Origin of the sequence: Mycoplasma buteonis (assembly GCF_000733865.1) — a bacterium.
GTDB classification, from domain to species: Bacteria; Bacillota_I; Bacilli_A; order Mycoplasmatales; family Metamycoplasmataceae; genus Mycoplasmopsis; species Mycoplasmopsis buteonis.
On record NZ_JPOK01000004.1, the window covers coordinates 176,812 to 200,515 of the forward strand.

A 23,704-nucleotide genomic window follows, 5' to 3' on the forward strand; every position below is an offset into this window, starting at 1 on the left:
TAAAATTTAACTAAATTTATAAATCAATGTTTTTTACAAATTTAGCATTTTTCTCAATAAATTCTCTTCTCAATTCAACATTTTCACCCATTAAAGTACTAAAGGCTAAATCAGCTTTATATGCGTCAGAAATTTGGACTTGCAACATTTTACGATTTTCAGGATCCATTGTAGTTTCTCATAATTGCTCTGGATCCATTTCTCCAAGACCTTTATATCTTTGGACTGTAATTTTTTGGTTTGGATTTAATTGACTTAAAATTTCTTCTTTTTGTTCATCATTATAAGCATAACCAACAAATTTATTTTGTGCAATCTTATATAAAGGAGGTTGAGCAATATAAATAAATCCATTTTCAATTAAAGGTTTAAAATAACGGTAAAAGAAAGTTAATAGTAAAGTACGAATGTGAGCACCATCAACGTCAGCGTCAGTCATAATTACAATTTTATGGTATCTTAATTTATTAATATTGAAAGTATCTCCAAGTCCAGTACCAAGCGCTGTAATTAGCGACATAATTTCTTCATTTTCTAAAACACGCTCTTGACGAGCTTTTTCAACATTAATTACTTTTCCTCTCAGTGGTAAAATTGCTTGTGTTTTACGATCACGTCCCATTTTTGCACTACCACCAGCTGAGTTACCTTCGACAATATAAAGTTCACTAATTTCAGCATTTTTTGAAGTACAGTCACTTAATTTACCAGGTAATCCTCCATTATCAAAAGCACTTTTTCTGCGAGCATTATCACGCGCAGCATTAGAAGCTAATCTTCCTTTACGTGCAATTGTAGCCATATTAATAATTTGTTTAGCTAAATCTGGATTCTCATTTAAAACACGCTCAAAGACTTCTGAAAATACACGGTTAACAGCAATACGTGCGTCTTTAGAACCTAACTTACCTTTTGTTTGTCCTTCAAATTGAGGTGTTGGATGTTTAATTGAAATTACAGCAGTAAGACCTTCGCTTAAATCTTCACGAGTAAATTTTTCTGAATCAGTTTTAATAAACCCTTTTTCAATTGCGTAGTTATTAACTAAACGAATTAAAGCATCATAAAATCCTGAAACGTGGGTACCACCTTCGTGTGTTGAAATGTTATTAGTATAAGAAATAATATTTCCTCTATAAAAATCTGTTAAGTATTGACATGCAACTTCAACACCAATAATTATAGGAGTATCATCAGGACGATAACCAACAGTATATTCATTTGCTGCATAAATAATATCTTTGTTGACAGGATTATATCCTTCATTTAATTCTTTTACATAATCAATAATTCCGTTATCGTACTGGAATTCTTCAAATGAACTATCACGTTCATCGGTAACACTAACATAAAGCCCTTTGTTTAAGTGAGCAATTTGTTTTGCATGGTCAATAATAAGTTCTTTATCAAAAGAATTTTTTTCCATAACTGCAAAATCTGGATGAAATTGAATTGTAGTACCTGTTTCACTTAAATCTTTAAGCTCACCGATTATTTGAGTTGATAATTTAGTTTTACCACCATTTTCAAATTCTGCATAAAACAATTTACCATCTCTTTTTACTCATGCTTTCATACTATCACTTAAAGCATTAACAACACTTGCTCCAACTCCGTGCAATCCACCACTAACTTTATAAGCATTTGATTCAAATTTACCACCAGCATTTAACTTAGTTAAAACAACCTCTAGTGCACTAATTCCAAATTTTGGATGTGGACCTACAGGAATACCACGACCGTTATCCTCAACTATAATATTTTCATCTTTTGTAATAGTAATATTGATTTTATTTGCATATCCAGCCATACATTCATCAACTGAATTATCTACAATCTCTCATACTAAGTGGTGTAAACCTGCTTTAGCAGTTGTTCCAATATACATTCCAGGTCTAAGACGAACATGTTCTAAACCTTCTAAATATTTAATATTGCTTGCATCATAACTATTTTTTACTTTTTCTGACATGTCTCTCCTCAATACCTTTAAAATATTAAATATATAAATATATTTAATTATTTTAAATTATACTAAATTATTGATAAGAAAAAAGCTAAGTCAAAATTGTGTTTACAACACTGACTTAGCTTTTTTGGTGCTCCTTACAAGAATCGAACTTGCGATAGATGATTACGAGTCAACCGTTATACCACTTAACTAAAGGAGCAAATGGTGGAGATGACGAGAATCGAACTCGTGTCCACTATTGCATAATTATCACACATCTACAGTTTAGTTTATTTTTATAATCATTACCGCTAAAACAAACAAAAAGCAAAGTAATGATTGAACAAAAGTTCGCTTAAAAAAATGTTCAGTTTTTTAAGCTATCCTTTAAGACTCATTTTTAAACTAAAGGAATCATTTAAAAATGACTTTGACGCGTTAATTAAGCGAATGCAAAGTTTTGTGAACCAGCAAATGCTGGGTTGCTGAATGAAAATTCAGCTTCTTTTTCAGTTTTTCCGTTTAGAAAAGCCTAGTAGCAATTATAGTCTGCCACACTACTGCAGTGCAATAAAACACAATAATGTCGAAGCCATTACATCCCCAAAATTAATATTTAAAATTTCTTAATCTTTTCTGTGTTTCTTCTTTTGCAATTTTATCACGTTTGTCATATTTTTTTAGCCCTTTAGCTAAGCAAATTTCAATTTTTAATTGTGAATTACTGTTAAAATATGCTTTTAATGGTATTGCCGTTAATTGTTCACGTTCACTTTTTTCTTTAATATAACGAATTTGTCGTTTATGCATTAATAATTTACGAATGCGAAATTCATCATTTTTTTGCAACATATAACTTTTAAAAAAAGCTTCTTTTAAAAAAATTTCATTTTTGTAAACCGAACAATAGGCGTTTGAAATATCAATTTGATTTGCTCTTGCGGTTTTTACTTCTCAACCTTGTAATTCAATACCAGCCTCTCATTTTTCAATAATTTCATAATTAAAATGTGCTTTTTTGTTCTGACTAACCACTTTCATACTTTTAATTTTAATATATTCAGGCTGTAAATAACAAAATAAAAGATATTTTTTAACTTTTTTAAACTAAAAGTGAAAAAATAGTATATATTTTATATGGGTCTATATTTAAGGCCCACCCACTGTTTATTAAAACAATTTTGGTATTATCGTAAATTTTATTTATATTTAATTTATTTTTAAACATGTTTATATTAACTTTTTAAAGTATTGTTTAATTCTTTTTAACGTGAATCGTCGCAATTCACTCAATTTATTATTACAACTTGTTTTTATTTCTGAATTAATAAATCTCATACAATTAAATTCTCAAAATCTTTATTGTATAATTTAAATTAAATAATCACAAAATAATTTTTAAACCACAGCAATGTGGTTTTCTTTTTGTCTTTTTTTAGTTTTTTAATCAGGAAAAAATAATTATTAATTGTATGAATAAAAAAGTAAAAATAATAAGCAAAATTTTAATAATAGTTATGATTCCTGTTTTTGCAATAGGTATTTACTATGCTAATAATTATTTAACCCAAACTAATAGTCATTATCATACAACAAAAATTAAAACTGAACATAGCTATAAAGTTATCGGTGCAGTTGAAAAAGAATACCAAATAAAAACTAAAGAAACCTTAACTTATAGACAATTATTTTTTAAAGTTAATTTAAAGTCTAATGCAGATTTAAGAACTTTTAAACTTAATGATTTAGCACCTATAAATACAGAAATTTTTATACCCACTTTATTAGAAAATAAAATTTCTTGATTTAATATACTGGGTAAAAAACAATTAATTAGCTTAGGATTAGATGATAGAACTGCTGACAATATTTGAAAATTAAAAGAAAAGTTAAGTTATACTCCAACATGAAATGATATAGTCGATTCTGATATTTTTGATTACAAGGATATTCAAAAATTAAAATCTATTTTAATATTAGATTAATGTATTTCAATTGATTTTTAATTATCAGCTTATTTTCTAATTTTATTGTTACACAAGCTTATATTTCATTATTTTTTAGTATTATTTTAGTACTTTTTAATCTTATAATTTTTAAAAAGTTTAGAGTGCAAATTTTTGTTTTTTGCTTAGCAATATTATTAATTTATTTGCTCTATTTTTCAATTTATAGCAAATTTCTTACCAACAATAAAATAACATATTTAAATCTTAAAGTATATGAAGAAAAACAAGAATATTGACTAATTAAAGATGGTTTGCTTAACAACTACATTATTCATAAAAATCAAGAAAATCAAAACTGAAAGATATATCAAAATATTGCTGGACAATTTGAAATCGAGAAATTTAGCAAACTTTCAAAATATGATATTTTAGTTAAAGCTGTTAATTTTGAAGAAAAACAAAATTATGATTTAAGATTTTATTTTTTTAAATATTTAACTAACTTAGATTTTGTATATAAAGAATACGTTTTACCAGTTTTATTTGGACATTATCTCAATTTAAAAAACAATTTAATTCAAAATATCAATGAGCTTAATTCTATTCATTTACTAATTATTAGTGGTTTGCATTACAATATCATTTATATTTTATTAGTAAAAATCACAAAAAAGTTTGATAAAAAATTAGTTTTATCCTGTTTCATAATCTGTTTATTTTTTGATTTTCACGTTATACAATTGGTTCTTTTCGCAGCTTTATTTTTATTTTATTTTCTAGGTACCTAAATAAAATCAAATTTATTGGAAAATATTTTAATTCAAATGAAAAATTACTTTTTTATATTTCGCTAGCCCATTTAATTATTAATATTCATTTAAGTAGATCAATTGGATTTTATTTTTCATACTTAATTCCTTTTGTGATTTTCAGTAATTATGATTCGTTGAAAAAAGATTCAAAGATTAAAATGTTTATAAAAATTTGATGTTTTTCATTTTTACTTTATTTTTTAAATAATACTCAAATTTCTATTTTTTCTCTTATTTATCAGTTAGTTTTATCTTTTGTCGTGCAAATAAATATGTATGTTTTATTTTTTACCTTTTATATGTTACCTATTGCTAAAATTTCAATGTTTTTAGTTAATTCAGTAATTGATTTCTTAAATTCCTTTAATATTTATATAAATTATCAAGTTGGTAATATTAAATATATTTTATATTGTCTAATTTATTTATACTTAATTCCTACTTATAGTGAAAAAGGTAAAAGTTATACTAATTTCTAATAGCAAAATGTTAAAATTTAATCATGCATTTACTATACGGAGATGAACCATTTTTTATAAGAAAAGAGATTTCAAAATTAAAAAACGAGTATCAAAATAAAGAAATTATTAATTTTAATGATAATTATTCTATTGATGAGTTAAATAACGAAATTGATGCTACTAATTTATTTAGTCAACCACGTTTATTTTTAATTTATGAATTTCCATTTTTAAAAGCTAAAAAACTAAATAAAAAGGAGCTTTTACAAGCTGAAACACTTTTAAAAAGTTTAGCAAACAATGAGATGGATGAATTTGTTTTTATTTTTAATGAAAAAAATTTTTCAAAAAATTTCTTTACAGAACAATTTTTAAAACTCAAAAAATTGATTATTAAAGAAACAACTAAAATAGATAAAAAAAATTTACCAGATCAAATTAGAAACTATATTGAATTGCACAATGGAAAAATTAATTATTTAGATGTTTTTTATTTATTAGAAAAATTACCTGACGATTTAACTTTAATAATTCAAGAAATTGATAAATTATTACTGCTATCAAAAAATATTGATAAAAAAATAATTGATGAAAATATTACTAAATACCCAATAGCTAGTGCCTTTGCTTTTATAAATGCTGTTCAAAAAGGCGATTTTTATGAAATTTATTCTCAGTACTTAAATCAAAAAGCTCTTGGTGATACAGTTATCCAACTAATTGCGCAAGTTTCATGAACTTTTGTTTTAGTGAACCAAGTTTATAGCCTACAAAAAATTAATTTTAATCAAAAAGAAATGGCAGCATATCTTAAAGTAAATGAGTACAGAATTAAGTTAGCAATAGATCAACTCAATCATTTTGGTATTAAAAAAGTTCAGAAAATTATTAAAAATTTAGCGGAAATGGATATCCAATTAAAAACTTTACAGTTAGATCCTGATGTTGTATTTGAACAGTTTTTAATCGATAATTTTGCAAAATAAATTATTTTTTTAAAAAATTTGTTAACATATAAATACATCAGTCAGTAGCTGCATTTAATGTAGAGGAAAGTCCGTGCTAGCACCACCTGAGATGGTGGTAGTGTTCATGTTAAGCCCAATAAGCTTAAGCATAGACGACAAGTGCCACAGAGACGAGAATTGTGAAACGCGGTAAACTCCATGAGCTAGAAACTCAAATTATGGTAGAGGAACTCAGAATAGGAATTGAACAATTTCTGAGAGTGCATTGCACTAGATAAATTACTGACGCCTATTTAGATAGGAACAGAACACGGCTTACGATGTAAAAAATGCACCTTATGGTGCATTTTTTAATATCCTTTAGGGAATAAAGCAGTTGTTTTGCTATTGTCTGAAAATCCTGTTTGATAAATTGTTTTTAAGTTTTCACGATAAGAATTTTTTTGGTTTTTAAAAATTGTTTTATCGCTTCCATCAAGTAAATTATAAGCATAAACTGTATTCCCGTATTCTTGGATGTCACCAAGCTGAACTAAGGGAGCGAAAGTACCATTTTTCATTAAATCACCGAAATTAACAGCAGCAGAAACACCATTATAAATTCCGATAATTTCACCAAAATCATTGTATACAACTGAACCAGATGCTCCATAATACAATGATGAAAATTTAATATTATAGTTATAACCATAAAAACTAAGAAGCGGACGATTTCAAACTTCTTTATATAAATCTACATTACCTGTAGCAACCTTTGATTCTACATCATTAGTTGCATATGCAAAAGCTTCACTATTTTTAGGTGATCTAAAATATGAAGTTTCTTTAGATTCTCTTTCAGTTGGATTGTTTTGCATTCAATAAGTTTTTGAACCATTATTTCTAGGGTATCCTGCAATATAAACATTTTGTGCATTGCTTAAAGCTTTATCAGAATATGAACTATATTTACTTGGAATAGCATTTTTACTTTTAGCTAGATAATCAACAGTTAAAAATGGTAAAGATGAATCACCAGTAATGTGGTTTGGAACTTTAGTACTATTAATTCTCTTAATATAATTACTTGTTGCTTCAATACCTTTTTTCAATCATTCTTTTAGTTTATTATCGCTAATTTGATCTAAATCAACATCAAATTCAAAAATACCAAAATCAACGTAAAATGGAACATAATCAATTTTTTGAGCATATTCTTTTGATAATCTCATTCTTTCACTATCGTCATCAGCATATTGAACACCAGGTTTTGGTTGCATTTCATCAATATATTGTTGTTTTTTCTCTAATCATTGAGTTTTACCAGTGTATATGTCTTTGTTTAAGAAATCAACACCAGCAAAAACAATTTTCGGACTTGATAAAGCACTGTGTTGTGTTGAATTATAATACTGAATATCACCACCCTTTTCACTTATATGACTTGCATATGAATTATTAGGAATTGAATTGAATGATGGTACATTTTGAGTTTTACCAAGTGAAAAATCAACTACTTTGGCACCTGTAGGATCTTCATAATTTAACTGTTTATTTAATTGATCGCTTAAGGTATTTGAAAAGTGATCTAAAACGTGCATATTAGTTGCCATGAAAATTTTGTACTTGTTTGCACTATTGGTATATTTATGAAAATCTAAAATTCAAGCTGTACCTTGTGAAATATCAGAAACTTTAAATCCACCTTTTTCTTGAATTGAATATTTAAATGAAAAAGTTCTATCATAAATTTCTCTATAAATATCCTCTGCATTAGCTTTTTGAAATTCAGAAACATAATCTGGATAAGAATTATCAGAGTTACTTTGAGAACCAAAATTTCAGGTCGGAAATCCTGGAAAATCAGGGAATTTTGGAGGTTCTTGATTAGGCTTATTTGAGCTTCCTGGATTATTATTAAGATTAGGATTGTTATTATTGTCTTTATTTATTGAACCTTGTGTTGATCCTGCTGAACCTTGTGTTGATCCTGCTGAACCTTGTGTTGATCCTGCTGAACCTTGTGTTGATCCTGCTGAACCTTGTGTTGATCCTGCTGAACCTTGTGTTGATCCTGCTGAACCTTGTGTTGATCCTGCTGAACCTTGTGAATTATCTGGTTCAGAAGAATCTGGAGTATTAGCTCTTGGGAATGGAACTCAAATTGGGTTAACTGCTTCACGAATATCAGCTTTTGATATTTGAGAAACTTCTCCATAAGTTTCGATTAAATCAATTTTGTCAAAAATAACTTCCTGTAATTTTTGAATTCTAAGTTTTCAAATATTTAGTTTGCTTTCACTTTCTAAAAATTGATTGCTTAAAAAAGCTAATGAATTATTTAAGCTTATAACTTCATTTTGAGTATCTTTTAATTTTTTTGTATCTTCGATAATCGATTTAATTAAATTGTTTAAATCAGTTATTTGCTTTTTAATGGAATCATTAAAAGAATTTAATTGTTCATCAGTTAATACTTCATATTGTGATAATTGATCAATTAATTTTCTATTTTCATCATTTAAATTATTATTTGATTCAAGTTTCTCAAACTCATCTTTAATTTTGCTAGTATTTCGTTCTACTGTTTGCTTTAAATTTTTAATTTCTTTTTCTTTTTGTGGAATAGTAACTTTAATATTTTGAATTTTTTCTTCGGTTGGCTCAACACTGTTAAAAATTTCAACATATTCATTAATTAAGTTAGCAATATCATTTCTAATATCAGCAATTTCATTTTTAAGAGCTTCTACTTCAACTGCTTTATTATCTTTTACACCGCTATTTTTTGAAATATTTTTTTCACTAACATTATAGCAGGCACTTAGCAACAAACTTGGTGCTAAAGCTGCTGTTAAAGTAGCAGTTTTCAGAATTTTTTTAAACTTTTTTTGCATACTAAACCTTATTTTTGAAATTTGTATTCTTCCGGAATTGTTCCAGCACCATTAGTAAATAACTTAGTTTTATAATTATTTCCATACATTTGATCTAATTTTTCACGATATGAAGTTCTTTGATTTTTACCACCACCAAAAATTAAATCATATTGCTGTAAATTATATTTCCCATATTGACCATTGTAGTCATGACCTGGAGAACGTAAAGCTTGAATTAATGAAACTAAAGAAATACCTAAAGCATCAGCTGAAGCGAAGTTAATACCAACAATATTATTATCAATATCACGAACACTGCTTCCACTAGCACCTTGAAGTGGTTGTCAACTAGTTAATACATAACCTAGTCCATGGTTAACGTATTCATTTCCTTGATATGGACTATTAACTTCTTTGAAATTTCCTAAATCAAAACCAGTATCGGCTTGATCATTAATAATTGGTGAAGTGATGGTAATATCAGTAATTCCTGGTTTTTCAATAAAGTTTCTAAAAACTAATGAATTTGAAAGGCTATTTCCATATTCCTCAACACCTTTAGTGTAATCAGAAGATTTATTAGTTCAAAAGCTTGTAGTATATTTTAAGTTAATTTTTTCTTCTTCAGTTAATTCCTGTGTATTAATTGAATTATCAGATGCAGCATTTGGAAAACCTACAGCAATAAAATCAGCTTTAATTTTAGGAATGCTAATTTCTTTACCTTCGTAATTAACATTTAATTTTTCTTTAGTTAATTCTTCGTATTTTGATAGTACATCAAAATTTGCAGGTTTGCTTTGCTCACTAAGTGGTTTTGATGCGTAATCTGCAGTAATTCTTTTAACAAGCTCATCTAAACTTTCAACAGTATCGTAGTAGCTACTTTTTCCTCTATATTTAGAAAATCCAAGTTTAGTTTCACCAAAAGCTGGTTTTTGCTTACTAAAATCAATTTCTAAAACAGCAAAATCAGCCATTTCTTGTAAATTACTAAATTTACTTGAAGCAGATAAATAATCGCTTGGATTAGTGTTTAAGAAGTTAGTTCCAGCGTAAACGATTTTCACTTGATCAGGTGTTAAGGCAAGGGTGTCAATATTGACATCACGGTTTGTAATGTTAAATGGTACATCTGAAATTGGTGTATCTTTATTAAAGTGAGAAAGAGTAATTCTAAATGTTTGACCTTTTACACTTTCTTCAGCTTTATCTAAAGCTCTTTTTGCTTTATCATAAGCTAAAGCAACAGGCCCAGGAACGTTATTGTAAAATAATTGTTTTTGTAACTCGATAACTTCTGGTGAATTTTCACCTTGTTTAAGTGTCAATTCTTTAATTTTTTTATCAATTTCTAAATATTTTTCTGATCATTTTCTTTCTTCAGGATATGCAGCTTTAAGTGCGTTATATTCTTCTTCTAATTTAGGTTCGTTAGTATATAAATCACCTGTTTTTTTAGGTGTAACAAAAGCATTTGCAACGTGTAAGTTAGTTGCTAAATATCATTTTTGAGGATATTTTCCACTAGGATCTAATTGGTAATCTAAAATTCAAGCAGTTCCAAATTCTACTCTTTGCTCTGAAATACTTGGACCTATTGAACGTAATTTTTCATTGGTGTTATAAAAAGTGATTGAATAGCTTTCAAGAGCAGCATTTTTATAATACTGATTAGGAAAAATTCTAGTTCTTCCACGATCACCAGCTGTAGCTTTACGATATGGTCCTTTAAGAGAATACTTTAAAGGATTAAATACTAAATTATTCTCATTATCAACAACTGAAAAGTTTTTTGCTAATGAATCTAAGTAATATGGTGCATAAGTATTATTTGATTTATTATTAAAGTTTGAAATAACATTTTGATTGACTTGGTTATAAAATGAAAGAACTTTGCTATTAAAATTATCACCAAGGCGATTACGCAGTTCTGAATAATAATGAACTTCATCATCAACGTAATCCTTAAGTGTTTTTTGATTTTTATCGTTTGTAACATATTTAAAATCTGATGGAACTAATGAATACTCATCAGTTTTTGTTACAGTTGTTTCTGTTGGATTTTTCTCACTTGGATTTTGAGTATTTTCTGGATCGTTTTGTGTTTCTTTTTTATCACCAGAATCCGTATTAGGGTTAGTATTTTCACTTGTGGTATCACAAGAAGCTGATAAAACAACAAAAGGCATCACTCCTAAAGGAGCAACACCTAAAGATAATTTTTTTCAGTATTTTTTTGAATTAAAATATTTCATAAAAAATCCTTTTTATTTTTGAATATCATTAACAGTTTTGATGTATAAGAATTTTCTTGGTGAAACATCTAAAAATTCACCTGCTAAGATTCTTTCTACAGATTCGATTGTTTCTTCTAGTGAAACAAAAACTCCAGGTTCATGTGTAAAGTGTTCAGTTGTAAAGAAATATTGTGAGAAAAAGTTTTGAAGTTGAAGTGTTTTCTTAACAATAATTTTTGATTCATCATCAAGTTCATCAATCCCTAAAATTAAGATAACATCTTCAAGTTCTTTATATCTTTGTAAAACTTTTTTCACTTCTAAAATAGCATTATAGTGACGTTCACCAATAATTTTTGGATCTACACTACTTGAAGTTGATTCAAGCGGATCGAAAGCTGGATAAATATTTTTTGAAGCTACATCACGTGAAAGAACCATTGAACCATTTAAGTGACTAAATACCGCAACTGCAGATGGATCTGTTAAGTCATCCATAGGTAAGAAAACAGTTTGGAAACTTGTAATTGCACCGTTTTGATTAGTAAATAATCTATTTTCAACTTGTGAAATATCAGTATTTAAAGTTGCTTGATATCCACCAAAAGAAGTTTTTTTGTCTAATGAAGCAGCAGTTTCACTTCCTGCTTGTAAGAAACGGAAAATATTGTCAATGAATAATAAAACATTTTCTTTGTTTGTATCTCTAAAGTATTCAGCTGCTGTAATACCTACCGGAACAATACTCATTCTGGCACCAGCACTTTCGTTCATTTGAGCAATATACATTACTGAATCTTTCATCAAGTTAGATTTAGATAAATCTTGGTAAAGCTCAACACCTTCTCTTGAACGTTCACCAGCTCCAATGAAAATTGAAGATGTACGTTCTTGAGTTTGAGAAAGGTTGAAAATAATTTCTTTCATTAAAACAGTTTTACCAACTCCGGCTCCACCAAAGATACCAATTTTTGAACCTTTTAGAATTGGGATAAAGAAGTCAATAGCTTTAATTCCTGTTTGCATGATAGTAGGTTCAAAAGCATAATCTACATTAGGAATGATTGTTGAATCCATTTCAACAGTCTTTTTAATTGCTTGACTATCTGGATTTAACGATTGTCCTAAAACATTAAAAACATTACCTTTAGCATCTTTACCAACTGGTACTAAAAATGAGCTACCTGTACTATAAATTGTTTGGTTAACAGATAATTCTTCATCTGATTGAATAATAATTGCTAATAAGTTATTTTTGCTAACAATTTTTTTAACAAGTAAAAAAGTTCGATCGTTATCTGATTTTAAAACATCATTAATTTTAGGTAAGTCATTTTCAAAATAAACTTCAACAACATCAGTTCAAATTTTAGAAATTTTTCCAATCATTATTTTTCCTCCATAATTTCTTGTGAAATGTTAGCAATTAAGTTTTTATCTAGCGGAACAAATTCACCTTCTAATGCAATTTTTCAATTTAACTCATTGTGATTGCTAAATTGACTAAGAGCAAAAGCAAAAAAGTTTTTAGCTAGCTCATCATCATTTTGCTTGTTATTTAATAAGTTTTCAAAAACTTGGTGACTTAAGCTATCTTTTTTAATTAAATGATCAATAAATGTTAAAGCAAGCTGAATATTTGTAACTCCTTTAAGAACACCTCAAGTAATTAATTTTGAAGTTAAAAACATAGCTTTTTCAGTGTAAGCTGAAATACCTTTTTGAATGAACATTTGTTCAACTAAAGCACCGTTAGTAATTAAAGCTACTGTTTCATCATTTAAATCATATTTTAATGATGAGAGTTTAATTTGTCTTTTATATGATTTATAAAGTTTTCCAACTTCAGAAGCCACTTTAGCTATATATGATTTTTGTACGTTTCCACCAATACGACTAACTGATAAATCGATATTAATAGCAGGTACTTTACCAGCAGCGAATAAATCTGTATTTGTAACAATTTGACCATCAGTAATAGAAATAATATTTGAAGCAACTAGTGAAGTAATGTCATTTTCAACGGTTTGTAAAATAGGTAAAGCGGTAATTGATTTACGTCCAACAAATTTACCACTTCTTTCTAATAATCTAGAGTGAATGTAGAACATATCTCCTGGGAAAGCTTCTTTTCCAACTGGTTTGTTAATTAATAAAGCAATTTCCCGTACGATATTAGCGTGATTTGTTAAATTATCAAACACAATTAAAACATCATCGTGATATGAAATATTTTCAGCATGAGCCATTGCTACATATGGAGCAAAATATTGATCATATGGATTACTTGATGATGCATCAATAATAAATGTGTAATCAAGAGCACCATTATCTTTTAAAATTTTATACGCTTCAGCAACTTGTGTTTGTTGTTGTCCAATAGCTACATAAATACATTTAACGTTTTTACCTTTTTGGTTAATAATTGTATTTAAAGCTAAATGTGTTTTACCTGTTTTACGATCTCCAATAATTAACTCACGTTGTCCTTTTCCAATTGGGATAAGTAAATCAACTGAAATGTAACCTGTATAAAGTTGTTCAGTTAATGGTTGGTAATCTAATAATGTATTTTTAGCAGTAAAAATTTTGCTTTCATTATCATAAAATGAATTAAATTCAGTTTTTTCTCCGAATAAAATTCTATTTTGGACATCAATAATTTTCCCAAAAACATTTTTTGGTGTTTGTACTAAATTAGAAGCTTGGATGCTTTCTACTTCTAGTCCAACAGCAAGTTGACCAAGGTTGTGATCAGCTAAACAGAATGCTTTTTCATCTGTAGCTGAAATAACTAACATAAGTGTGTCTTGATTTTTGACTTTAAAAATTTGATTTTGTTTGTAATTAAATTTACCAGAAATTTCAATTACATAGTCAAAAATCGCAGTAATAATAGGTTGTTTCATATTATAATCCTCCTAAACCTAATGCGATTAATATAATAGAAATTAAGATTATGATAACCGAAATTCCTACAAGTAAAAATATTTGTTTTTTATCCATTTTTATTTTAATTTTTTTCTTTAATGTTGCAAAAATCGCTAACACAACACTAAAAAGTACACCAATAAATAAGAAAATTGAACCTAAAGCAATTAGTATTGACTTTTTCTTAGTTGGAACTGCAATTGGTTTTAATTCTTTAATTTCTTGATATGCTTTGACAAAGTACTCATTTGTCACCGTTTGTGTACTTTTATCTAGTACTTTTTCAGTAGATAAAGAAGCTAAGTTAATTAAAGTTTTTTGAATTTGAGCAACAATTCTGTTATAAATATTAAATTTTTGTGCAATATCGAAGTTAGCAGAGTTAACTAAACCTTTAAGTAAATTAATATCATTTCGTAATGTCTCAAAACCTTTTTCTAAATATTCAAGATCATATTGATAAGTTTTGAAATTATTTTCAATCGTAATTTTGCGTGATTTTTCATTTAAAGAAGTCTTAAATTCTTTATTTAATTCATAATAAGCATTAACAAGATAATCAAAATAGTTGTATCAAATTTTCCCTTGTTTTAAATCAACTCTTTCTAAAGAACCTAAGAAGAGATTCATTATTTCTTTGTAATAAACACTACTTTCTTTTAATTCAACTGTTTCAACACTATTTTTATTAACTTCAGCTAAATTCATTTGACGCTTAAGAAATTCTGAATCAGTTGTAGTTTTCAGTGCTTCTGCAACCATATTAAATACTACGGCTGCTAAAGATGAATTGGCTAAAGCTTTAAAATTCATATTTTCACCAATACCTAATGCTTGATAAAAATTGAAAAAAGTTTTTTGTAATGAGTTTACTGAAGCTTCAAAACTTTTAGTTGTAGATTGTGAAGATAATTTTAAAATTTCTTGTGTATATTCTCTCGAACGAGTTAAATCTAATTTATCAGTAATACTTACAGTTGCAACTAGTTTATCGCTTTCTTTATTTAAAGCTTTAATTGAGTATTCATAGCGAGTTAAAATTGGGTTATTGAATAAAAATTTATTATTCAAAGTGCTTGGATTAGTTTTTAATTGTTCAATAAATTCATCATATTTCGAAGGAATAAAACTATCATAAAATTCATACTTAATAATTGGTTGTAAGCTTGGAATATTTTGGATTTCTTGTTTTAAAATAGGATCTTCTACAGGTTCATCTGGAATAATTGGTGGTGTTGGAATTTCTTGATCATCTGATTTTTGAATGCTTTGGTTAGCATTTAAATCAAATGGTACAAAACGATTAAAAATTTTGGTACGAATATAATCGTTTCAAGTTTCATAATTTTTTGGCACTGAAATTTCAAAACCATTGTGATTACTATCAAAACTTAAAGTTGTTAGAGATAACTCGGCAGCATTATCTTCAGAGTAAATTTTTAATCTAGGAACATCAATTTTATTTAAAAAGACATCATTGAATTGTTTGCTTAGACGAGTTAAATATTTAGTAACATTATTTTCAACATTTTTTTCGTTATAGTCATTAACTTTTGTACCATACACATTTTCTTTTTTCAGAAATTCTGCTGAATAGTTAGATTCTTTTGTAATACCGATTTTAATATTGTTATAAGCTTTATCTTTAAAAACAACAGTTCCTGTTTTAACTTGTTTTGAGGTAGATCAAACATAAGGAGCTACAATATATAAACCATACTTTTCAGGATCTTTTAAAATTTCTGCTTTGTTATGTTCTAAATAATCAGCAACTTTTTGGTAATAAACAGCATCAACTAATTCTTGACGATCATTTTTATTGTTTTGTTCACTGAATTTAATTAAATTACCTGCTGTTTCACGATATTCTGTTATTTTACCATCAATTAATTTTTCTAAACCGTCTGATAACAGAAGATCAGTTTTACTTTTAAAAGAGCTAAAATTAGGATCTAATTTACCAGAATTGGAATTCTCGTCAGAAGTATCATTCGTTTCACCAGGTGCAGCACTAGCTAATAAAGTTGAAGACGTAAGAACTGGAGTAGCAATTCCAAGTGCTACAATTTTATTAATTTTTTTCATCTAGCAACCTTTCTAATGAGAAACTACTAATAGCTTCATAAACAAATAATTTATGTTTAAGTTTTTGCATTTCCACCAAATCTAAATTATTAATATTTAAATCATAATAAGCTTGATGTAATTTAATTTCTTGTTTTAATTTTTTTAATTTTTGATTAATAATTTCTAATTTTTCTTTTTGTTTAGTATTTTGAACATATTGAACTAATTCACCATTATAACGAACCGAAATAACTTCATCAACGTATGTTAAAAAAGTATTGTCTAAAATTAAGTAAATTGTTTTTTTGTTTGTTAAAATCAGTTTTAAAAATACTTGTTTATAGCTTGCGACTGAGTTTTTTTTGAAAGTAACTCAACGATCTGAAAAATCTGTATTAATTTCTAATTTTTCAATTTGCATGCGAGTAACTTCTAAATTATGTGAAGTAAATTTAATTTTAGTCATAATACCTACTCGTGAAGTAAATCTTTCTTTTTACTTAATAAAGACATATTCTCAACTTCTTGTTCTCTTCTAGCACGGTTCATTGCAAGTTTTAATTGTTTTTGTTTTTTTTCTAAATCATTAATCTTTTGATTTTCAGCAACTAATTTATATTTTTGATTAATTAAAGCCGATTCACTAAGCAATGTTAAAGAAATGTAAGTTAAATATGAAGCAATTTCAGATTCAATAAATGATTGAACATCTGGATAAACTTTTAATTTTTTAACATCAATTTTTTCTTCTAATTTGTAATCTTTAACGTTTAGATTAAAATTCAACGCACTTAATGGTAAAACATCAAGATATTTACTTTTAATTTTAGAAGAGTTAATAACAAAACGAATGTTAGCAAATCCTTTTTGTAAAATTTCAGTTTGCAGCACTAATGGCAAGTTATGTGACAATTTAACAACATCATTAAAGTTTTCGCTATATATTGTTGTTAAATTTTGATTTTTAACAAAATTACATGCACGTTCACCAATAGCAATAAACTTATCGTTTTTCTTTAATTCTGCAAGTATGTTTTGTTCGTGTTTAAAATATGAGTTTGTGCTATATTGTTCTTCTTCAGTAACATACACCCAAATAGTTGGTGTGGTATTTTTACTTTTTAAGCTAGAGAAAAAACCAGCTTGATTATTTTGTAAAAACACTGAATCAACAGCATAATTTTTTTGAATAGTTTCAATAACAGTTTTTGTTTGATTAGCACGTTCAAAATAAAAACTAATTTGTTTTGATAATTTTAAAATATTAATTAAGGTAATATTTTTATTTGATTCCACAATTTTAATAATTTTTGATAGCGAATTAAATTTCGCTTTAATTTTTCTAATATGCATTCTTAAATAACTTCTTTGCTAAATAAAATTGTGTATTTATTAGCTACTTTATCAAAACTAAGAATATAGTGTGGAAATAGTTCTAAAACAATCCCTTTGTTTAATAATTCATTTAACAATGAATTAAAGTTTCTAAGTATTTTAGCTTGCTGATTATCACTAGCATTATTAAAAGCAAATGATTGAATTTTTGCATTTGTATGATCAGCTAAATCAGGAACTAAATCTGTTAAACTAAAACGTAAATCGCGTGTGAATGTTAAAACAAAATTATCGAAAATTAATTCATTTTTTGATTGTAAAGTTTTTAAAGCCTCATTGTAAAGATTATTTCAATTTTCATTTGCCATAGAGTAATTGTTAGCTAACATAAATTGATTTAAAAAAGCTTGATGACTTAAAAAATTTGAATTTTGTTTTGCTAATTCATAATTTTGAAAAATTTGGTTTTGGTATTCTAATTCTTTTGGGTTATTACCGTTTGTTTTAGAATTATTATTTTTAATTTTCATATTGAAGCTCCTTAGCTTGTTCAATTGTTTGTTTTTTCTTATTGTATTTTTTTACAATAAATAAAGCTCTTAATCATTTTGTAATTTGAATTAGTTCAAAAACTAGTGCTAATACAAGGGTAAAAATAACGAATAAGTCACTGATGTTAAGAACTACAAAAACTGAAGATAAAATCGGATTATCTTGTTCAATCATTTTTAAATCTACCACAAGGAAAAATCCTGATAAAGAAATAAAAATTGTTCCTAAAATAAGAATTAAAATTCAATTTTTAAATTTTTGTGGTGTCATTACAAAGTAAGTAATAGACATAGCGATAATAAATACAAAAAGATTTAAAATAGCTACATAATTATTAATTCGATCAAAATTTAAAACCCGAACTACAAATGATGCAATGAGTAATAAAACAACAAAAATGAAATAAATAAATTGGAAAACATTATTACTTAATTTTAGTTTTTTAGCAACCTTTAAAACAACAAATAATCCTAGAGATAAAAGTAAACTAATGGCTATTAAAACACTAAAAGCTATGTATTGAATTTTTAAATTAAACACAACACCAGTAATTTTTGATAGTGTCCCAATATTTGCTCAAATATACACAAACATCGCTAAAAAGAATGTTAAAGCAAAAACAACTAAATTAGTAAACAATGACTTTTGTATTTGTTTTGATTGTTTAAAGTATGGAGTTAGTAAAAATACAAGCGCAACAAAAAAGTAAGCAACTACGATAAAAAGATAAACGTATGATAATGGATAAATAGTGTTAAAAGCACGATCTAATTTTGAGTAGAATTGATTAGATTTATTAAATAAATCATCAATGTTTGGTTTTGAATTTCCGTTAGAACCAATTTTTGCATTTTGGATTAACAATAGTAAAAGTAAGAATCCAACAAGTGCTGAAAGTAAAAACATTGCACTAGCTAAAATTGGACTTACATTTTTAAATCCAAAAGCAGGAGATTTTTTTCTACGAATTAAATATTCAGATAAATTAACAACAAAACGAATAATAAAAGTAATAAGTAATAAAGCAGGAGCGATTAATAAACTTTTGACATTTGTTTGATAATTTATAGGTTTTAAAACAAGAAAAACAATTGCTAAAGCAGTAAGTAGTAAATATGTAATATTTAGAGCTATTGTTTTTCAAAATGGATATCCTTGCGAAAAGGAATGATAGGCACTAAAAAGAGCTAGAGCTATCACTGCGTATAAGCAAATAAAATTTAGTAAAATAGCAAAATTTCTTGCACGAATTGCTAAATTAGTCATATCAAATAGACGAGCAAAACCTAAGTAAACTTCACTATTTGTACCGGCACCAATATAATTTTTTAGTGTTAAACTAATAAATAAAGTTAGTGCAAAGAAAAGACAAAGTAAAAATATTTTTGATAAAACCGAAAATGAAAAACGGTTAGACTTTGTTTGTTTTTTTACTTTTAAAGTTTGTGAATTAGTCAAAGTCAATTCCTCCTGTATTATTACCACCAACTATAATTTTGAAACTTGAATCTCATGCAGGTGATTTTGTAAGAACTCTAGATACATCATCATTATCAACAATAATTGTATTTACATCAGCATTATTTTTAAGACCTGTTAAAAGGCCTTGTAATTCTCTATTAAATGGACCGCTAAAGTCATTAATTGTTCCATGTAAATGTACCTTACTTGTACGACGATCACCGAATAAAATTCTTGGTTTATCATTTGGACCTCAGTCATATAAAATACTACTGTATTGACTTGCTCCAAGTTCAGAAATGTTTAAATCAAAAGTTGTTCCTGATGAAGGTAATTTAATTGTTTTGAAAGCATAACCATGTATATTTATACCGCTTAATGATTTAAGATTTGTTAATGATAAATCAATCTTAGTTGGGTATCCTTGATCACCAAAATTACCATTAAATACTTTTCAATCCTTATGAACATTTAAAGCTAAATCAAACGCCTTATTAACAGTATTTACATCTGAACCTTTATCTGGACGAATTACGTTAAAGATAATTGGACCTACTTGAATTTGTGATGAACCTTGTGATCCAAAACTATTTGTGTTATTGTAATCATATGAAACATGTTTTGTATTTTCAAAAGCAATTGGATCAATTCCTCAACCATAATTGTATGAATTTGGTCTTTCACCAATATTATCATCAATATTTTTAATTGTTGTAATTAATTCTGCTTGGTCTAAGTGTAAATTACGTAAAGCTGAAATACCATACATTTTTTGTGTATCAAAAAGTAAGGTTACTTTGTTAATAGAGCTTGGTAAACCAGTTAAAATGTTTGTAATGTCTTGTTCTTTATTATTTGTTCCAATATTTGAAATGTAAACACCAGTAATGTCACTATGCTGTCTAAGTAATTTCAGAATATTAGCAACACCTTGCGGGTTAGAAGCATCTACACGAGCAACTTTTTGACTTCCTTGTGTTTGTCCATATTTATTATCTGAATTTGGATTATATTGATAAACTTGAATTCCGCCACCGGAAATAAATTGTTTTCCAGAGTAGTCTGAATATCCATTAGGAGTACCAATTGATGAGCTATATGTACTTGACACATCATTTTTTGTTCATCCATAGTAATCACCAGTTAGCATTTGAGAACCATTACGTTCATACTCAACGTCTTCAACACCGAATGCACGATTTTTATTATTATTAATAATGTTAACAAGACTTGGATTTTTATGTTTATCAGAATATCCAAAGTTAAATGACATACCTCCAGCTGATAACACCGGTTGTAACTCACGACCAGCTTTAAATTCACTTTCAGCTATTCTTTCAGCTGCTTCAAATTGTGCTTTTAATGCTTGACGTTTTTCTTCTTTTGTCATTTCTCTATCATACACAACTAAGAAACCTATATCTTTGAAACTACCATTAGAATTTAAGTATGTAACATAACTTTTTAAATAATCTTCATTTTGGCTATATTCACCAAAAAGTTCTTTAATATCTTCCAGAGATACCTCACTACCAGAAGCAATCTTATTAATAACTGCTTTTTTTCTTCTAAGTGCAGCTCTATTTTGCTCTAATTTATTTCCACCAAGAGGAGGATTGTCAATTTTCGGTAAAGTTGAAGGTTTATCAGGACCTTTTCTATTAGCATTAACTGTTGAACCACCGCTACTTACAATACTTGCAATTCTGCTTTCAGAAACTCTATCATCTGGTTTTGTATCAGATGGTTTTTCAATAGGAGTTGGAGCAGGTTGAGGTTCAGGTTCTGGTTCAGGTGCAACTGGAGTGATTTCGGGAACTTCTGGTTCTTTAGGTTGTTCTGTTACATCTTTAATAACTTCATAAGTATTTACTTGATCGTATTGAATTTCACGATTAGAATTATCCGCTAAATGATAACCTTGAGGAACTAAGCTTTCAAGTACTAATGGACTATTTTCGAATGAACTTTCAATTTTTTGTTCAACAATTTCTTGAGTATTTTGTAATTTGAAAATGAATGTAGTTCTAAAAATTTTGTTAATTTTATCAACTATGACTTCATTAACTTTTCCCATTTGAATATCTTTAACATTTTGAGGATCTAAATCATAACCTTCTGGTTTAGCATTATCAATTTGTTCAAATGATATTTTTTGATCACCAACTGTTTTAAAAACTTTTTCACTAATAGGAGTTCGATCTGAAGTTATAAATTTAATAGTAGTGAAAATCTCTACAACACTTTTTTGAATATAATAAATATATTTTTTACCAGCTTCTAAAGGTTCAATAGTTTGTGGTTGGTTATTTTTAGTAAATTCATACCCATTAGGAATGTAATTTCTTGGATTAACTTTTTCATCATCCATTGTTTTTACATCTTTTGTATGAATAACTTTTTTAGTTTCAAAATCTTGAAATTCTAAAGTTGTTGTAAATTGTTTGTGAACTAATTCAATCTGAATTAAATTCAGCTCACCTAATTTATAAGTGAACTGGTAATTATCTGGTAATTTATAACCTTTGGGTACTCATTTAGCAATATCAAATTTATCATTTTCTTTTAACTCTACAATAATTGGATTTCCAATGTTTTGATTATTATTAATAAATTGAAAACTTGTTTTTAAAACCTTAACAATTGGAGTAACATGAATTATATTAACTTTACCAGGTTCAACAACTATGTCTTGGAAACCTTGATGATACTCAGTATCTAATTGATAATCTTTTGGTAATTCGTCTTTTAAATTAAAACTAACTTTTTGGTCGCTTGGAGTAATAAAATCTTTAGATTTAATAACTTTATTATTATGTACAAACTGAATAGTTGTAACTAAATCTTTAACTGGTGTATTAATATCAGATGCAGAGTTATATCTTGGATCAATAACAATATTAATTTTATTTGATAAAACTGATTTTGCTTCACGGTTATCTAAACTAGATTTACGTGCTAAATCACTTTTTTGCCGTGAAAAATAAACTAACCCACTAATAGTTGAAATTGCCACTAAGGAAGAACTTAAAATAATTGTGCTTTTAATTATTTTTCTTTTTTTTGCTTTAATCATTTTTTTTGCTTTAATCATATCTACCTTTTATTTTCAAAAATCTTAAAAATTTTTAAAATTTTCATTTGTATTAAAATTATATTTCATTAAAAAAAAAACGGTTCAAAAAAAAAAAAAAAAAAGAAGCGGAAAAACCGCTTAAAAAAGTATTTTTTTAACTTTTTGTATTTTTTCTCAATTGATTTATAAGTATTTTTCTGGATGTTCTTTTTGCATTTTTTCGATAAATTCTTTTTTAGGTAAAGAACCATATTTTTCCATAAGTTCTACACACTCATTATATTCTTTAATTGCTCATTCAACATCTTCAAATCCATCAACAATTGTAATTCCAGGACGTTTTCAGTTTTTGTATGTGCTGAAAAATGTTTTAACAGAATCTAAAAATGGTTCTGGGAGTTCATTTAAAGAATTTATATTATCTAATCTGTAATCATCAGCGTGAACACCAATTAATTTTGTATCAGTTTCTCCATCATCAATCATTTTCATAGCACCAATGATTCTTACATTAACTGCAACACCAGGAATAAATGTTTCAGGTGAGTAAATTAACACATCCAATTCATCACCATCTCAATCTAATGCTTCAGGAATGAAACCATAATTACATGGATAAACAAAATCACCTCTTAAAATGCGATCAACTTCAATTTGGTTTGTTTTACGATTAAATTCGTACTTAATTCTTGAATTTTTTTGAATTTCTACTTTTGCTTGTACTATTTTTTTCATAGATTAATGATATCAAATATCAACAAAAATAAAATAAAAAAAATGCCCTCTTGGGCTTAGTTTTTTGAAAACTGAATAGTAATAATAATTTATTAAAATGTCTAAATATACATCTTAACTTTTAAACCTATCAATTTATTAGTAATGGTCATCTAAATGTATTGCTACACGTACACTTCCATCCTATCAACCTCGTCGTCTACAAGGAATTTCAAGGGAATACTTATCTCTGAGGAGGCTTCCCACTTAGATGCTTTCAGCGGTTATCCTTTCCGTACTTAGCTACCCAGCTATGCTTCTGGCGAAAC

Annotated in this window: 16 protein-coding genes, 1 tRNA gene, 1 rRNA gene and 2 other RNA genes; 4 read left to right on the forward strand and 16 right to left on the reverse strand. The window is 27.1% G+C overall.

What is annotated here, in order from left to right; translation table 4 throughout:
- Positions 1-16: 16 nt before the first annotated feature.
- The 4 genes from EI91_RS00760 to smpB form a co-directional block, all read right to left on the reverse strand.
- Entirely contained in the window at positions 17-1,972 is a 1,956-nt protein-coding gene (locus EI91_RS00760) for a DNA topoisomerase subunit B (protein ID WP_036451970.1), read from the reverse strand.
- A 125-nt stretch (positions 1,973-2,097) separates the two neighbouring features.
- Positions 2,098-2,171 (reverse strand) — tRNA-Thr (locus EI91_RS00765).
- Between the two features lie 3 nt (positions 2,172-2,174).
- Positions 2,175-2,556, reverse strand: a transfer-messenger RNA (tmRNA) gene (gene ssrA / locus EI91_RS03560).
- 4 nt (positions 2,557-2,560) lie between these two features.
- Entirely contained in the window at positions 2,561-2,992 is a 432-nt protein-coding gene (gene smpB, locus EI91_RS00775; RefSeq protein WP_036451974.1) for an SsrA-binding protein, read from the reverse strand.
- Positions 2,993-3,423: 431 nt separating this feature from the next.
- Here smpB and EI91_RS00780 point away from each other — a divergent pair, with 431 nt between their 5' ends.
- From EI91_RS00780 to rnpB, 4 genes are all read left to right on the forward strand, one after another.
- Positions 3,424-3,936 carry an MAG0490 family ComEA-like DNA-binding protein gene (locus EI91_RS00780; RefSeq protein ID WP_036451976.1) on the forward strand — a complete coding sequence of 171 codons (513 nt, stop codon included), beginning with the start codon at positions 3,424-3,426 and terminating at the stop codon, positions 3,934-3,936.
- A gap of 167 nt (positions 3,937-4,103) precedes the next feature.
- Positions 4,104-4,688 (forward strand): ComEC/Rec2 family competence protein, encoded by a 585-nt coding sequence (locus EI91_RS00785; protein WP_169738027.1) that lies wholly within the window; start codon positions 4,104-4,106, stop codon positions 4,686-4,688.
- A gap of 526 nt (positions 4,689-5,214) precedes the next feature.
- The gene (gene holA, locus EI91_RS00795) at positions 5,215-6,159 is read left to right on the forward strand and encodes a DNA polymerase III subunit delta (protein WP_036451982.1); all 945 of its coding nucleotides are present in this window, start codon (positions 5,215-5,217) and stop codon (positions 6,157-6,159) included.
- A 33-nt stretch (positions 6,160-6,192) separates the two neighbouring features.
- Positions 6,193-6,463, forward strand: an RNA gene (rnpB, locus tag EI91_RS03565) — RNase P RNA component class B.
- 28 nt (positions 6,464-6,491) lie between these two features.
- Here the strand turns inward: rnpB and EI91_RS03490 are convergent.
- The 12 genes from EI91_RS03490 to EI91_RS00855 all read right to left on the reverse strand — a co-directional run.
- Positions 6,492-9,017, reverse strand: a complete 2,526-nt coding sequence (locus tag EI91_RS03490; protein ID WP_051789152.1) for an MIP family Ig-specific serine endopeptidase — start codon at positions 9,015-9,017, stop codon at positions 6,492-6,494.
- An 8-nt stretch (positions 9,018-9,025) separates the two neighbouring features.
- Positions 9,026-11,257 (reverse strand): Ig-specific serine endopeptidase MIP, encoded by a 2,232-nt coding sequence (mip, locus tag EI91_RS00805; RefSeq protein WP_036451983.1) that lies wholly within the window; start codon positions 11,255-11,257, stop codon positions 9,026-9,028.
- A 12-nt stretch (positions 11,258-11,269) separates the two neighbouring features.
- The gene (locus EI91_RS00810; protein WP_036451984.1) at positions 11,270-12,628 is read right to left on the reverse strand and encodes an MSC_0618 family F1-like ATPase beta subunit; all 1,359 of its coding nucleotides are present in this window, start codon (positions 12,626-12,628) and stop codon (positions 11,270-11,272) included.
- A complete protein-coding gene (locus tag EI91_RS00815; protein ID WP_036451985.1) occupies positions 12,628-14,148 on the reverse strand; it encodes an MSC_0619 family F1-like ATPase alpha subunit in 1,521 nt (506 codons plus the stop codon). The genes EI91_RS00810 and EI91_RS00815 overlap by 1 nt, the downstream gene beginning before the upstream one ends.
- A 1-nt stretch (position 14,149) precedes the next feature.
- Entirely contained in the window at positions 14,150-16,255 is a 2,106-nt protein-coding gene (locus EI91_RS00820; protein ID WP_036451987.1) for an MSC_0620 family F1-like ATPase-associated subunit, read from the reverse strand.
- A complete protein-coding gene (locus tag EI91_RS00825) occupies positions 16,242-16,703 on the reverse strand; it encodes an MSC_0621 family F1-like ATPase epsilon subunit (protein WP_036451989.1) in 462 nt (153 codons plus the stop codon). Before EI91_RS00825 ends, EI91_RS00820 begins: the two co-directional genes overlap by 14 nt.
- Positions 16,704-16,708: 5 nt before the next feature.
- Positions 16,709-17,590 (reverse strand): MSC_0622 family F1-like ATPase gamma subunit, encoded by an 882-nt coding sequence (locus tag EI91_RS00830; protein ID WP_036451991.1) that lies wholly within the window; start codon positions 17,588-17,590, stop codon positions 16,709-16,711.
- 2 nt (positions 17,591-17,592) lie between these two features.
- A complete protein-coding gene (locus EI91_RS03495) occupies positions 17,593-18,102 on the reverse strand; it encodes an MSC_0623 family F1-like ATPase-associated protein (protein ID WP_051789153.1) in 510 nt (169 codons plus the stop codon).
- On the reverse strand, positions 18,092-19,582 hold the full coding sequence (locus EI91_RS00840; RefSeq protein WP_036451993.1) for an MSC_0624 family F1-like ATPase-associated membrane protein: 1,491 nt from the start codon (positions 19,580-19,582) through the stop codon (positions 18,092-18,094). Before EI91_RS00840 ends, EI91_RS03495 begins: the two co-directional genes overlap by 11 nt.
- Complete coding sequence (locus tag EI91_RS00845) at positions 19,575-22,679, reverse strand: putative immunoglobulin-blocking virulence protein (protein ID WP_036451995.1); 3,105 nt, start codon at positions 22,677-22,679, stop codon at positions 19,575-19,577. The genes EI91_RS00840 and EI91_RS00845 overlap by 8 nt, the downstream gene beginning before the upstream one ends.
- Positions 22,680-22,844: 165 nt before the next feature.
- Entirely contained in the window at positions 22,845-23,396 is a 552-nt protein-coding gene (locus EI91_RS00850) for an inorganic diphosphatase (RefSeq protein ID WP_036451997.1), read from the reverse strand.
- A gap of 117 nt (positions 23,397-23,513) precedes the next feature.
- A 23S ribosomal RNA gene (locus EI91_RS00855) occupies positions 23,514-23,704 on the reverse strand; the annotation flags it as partial.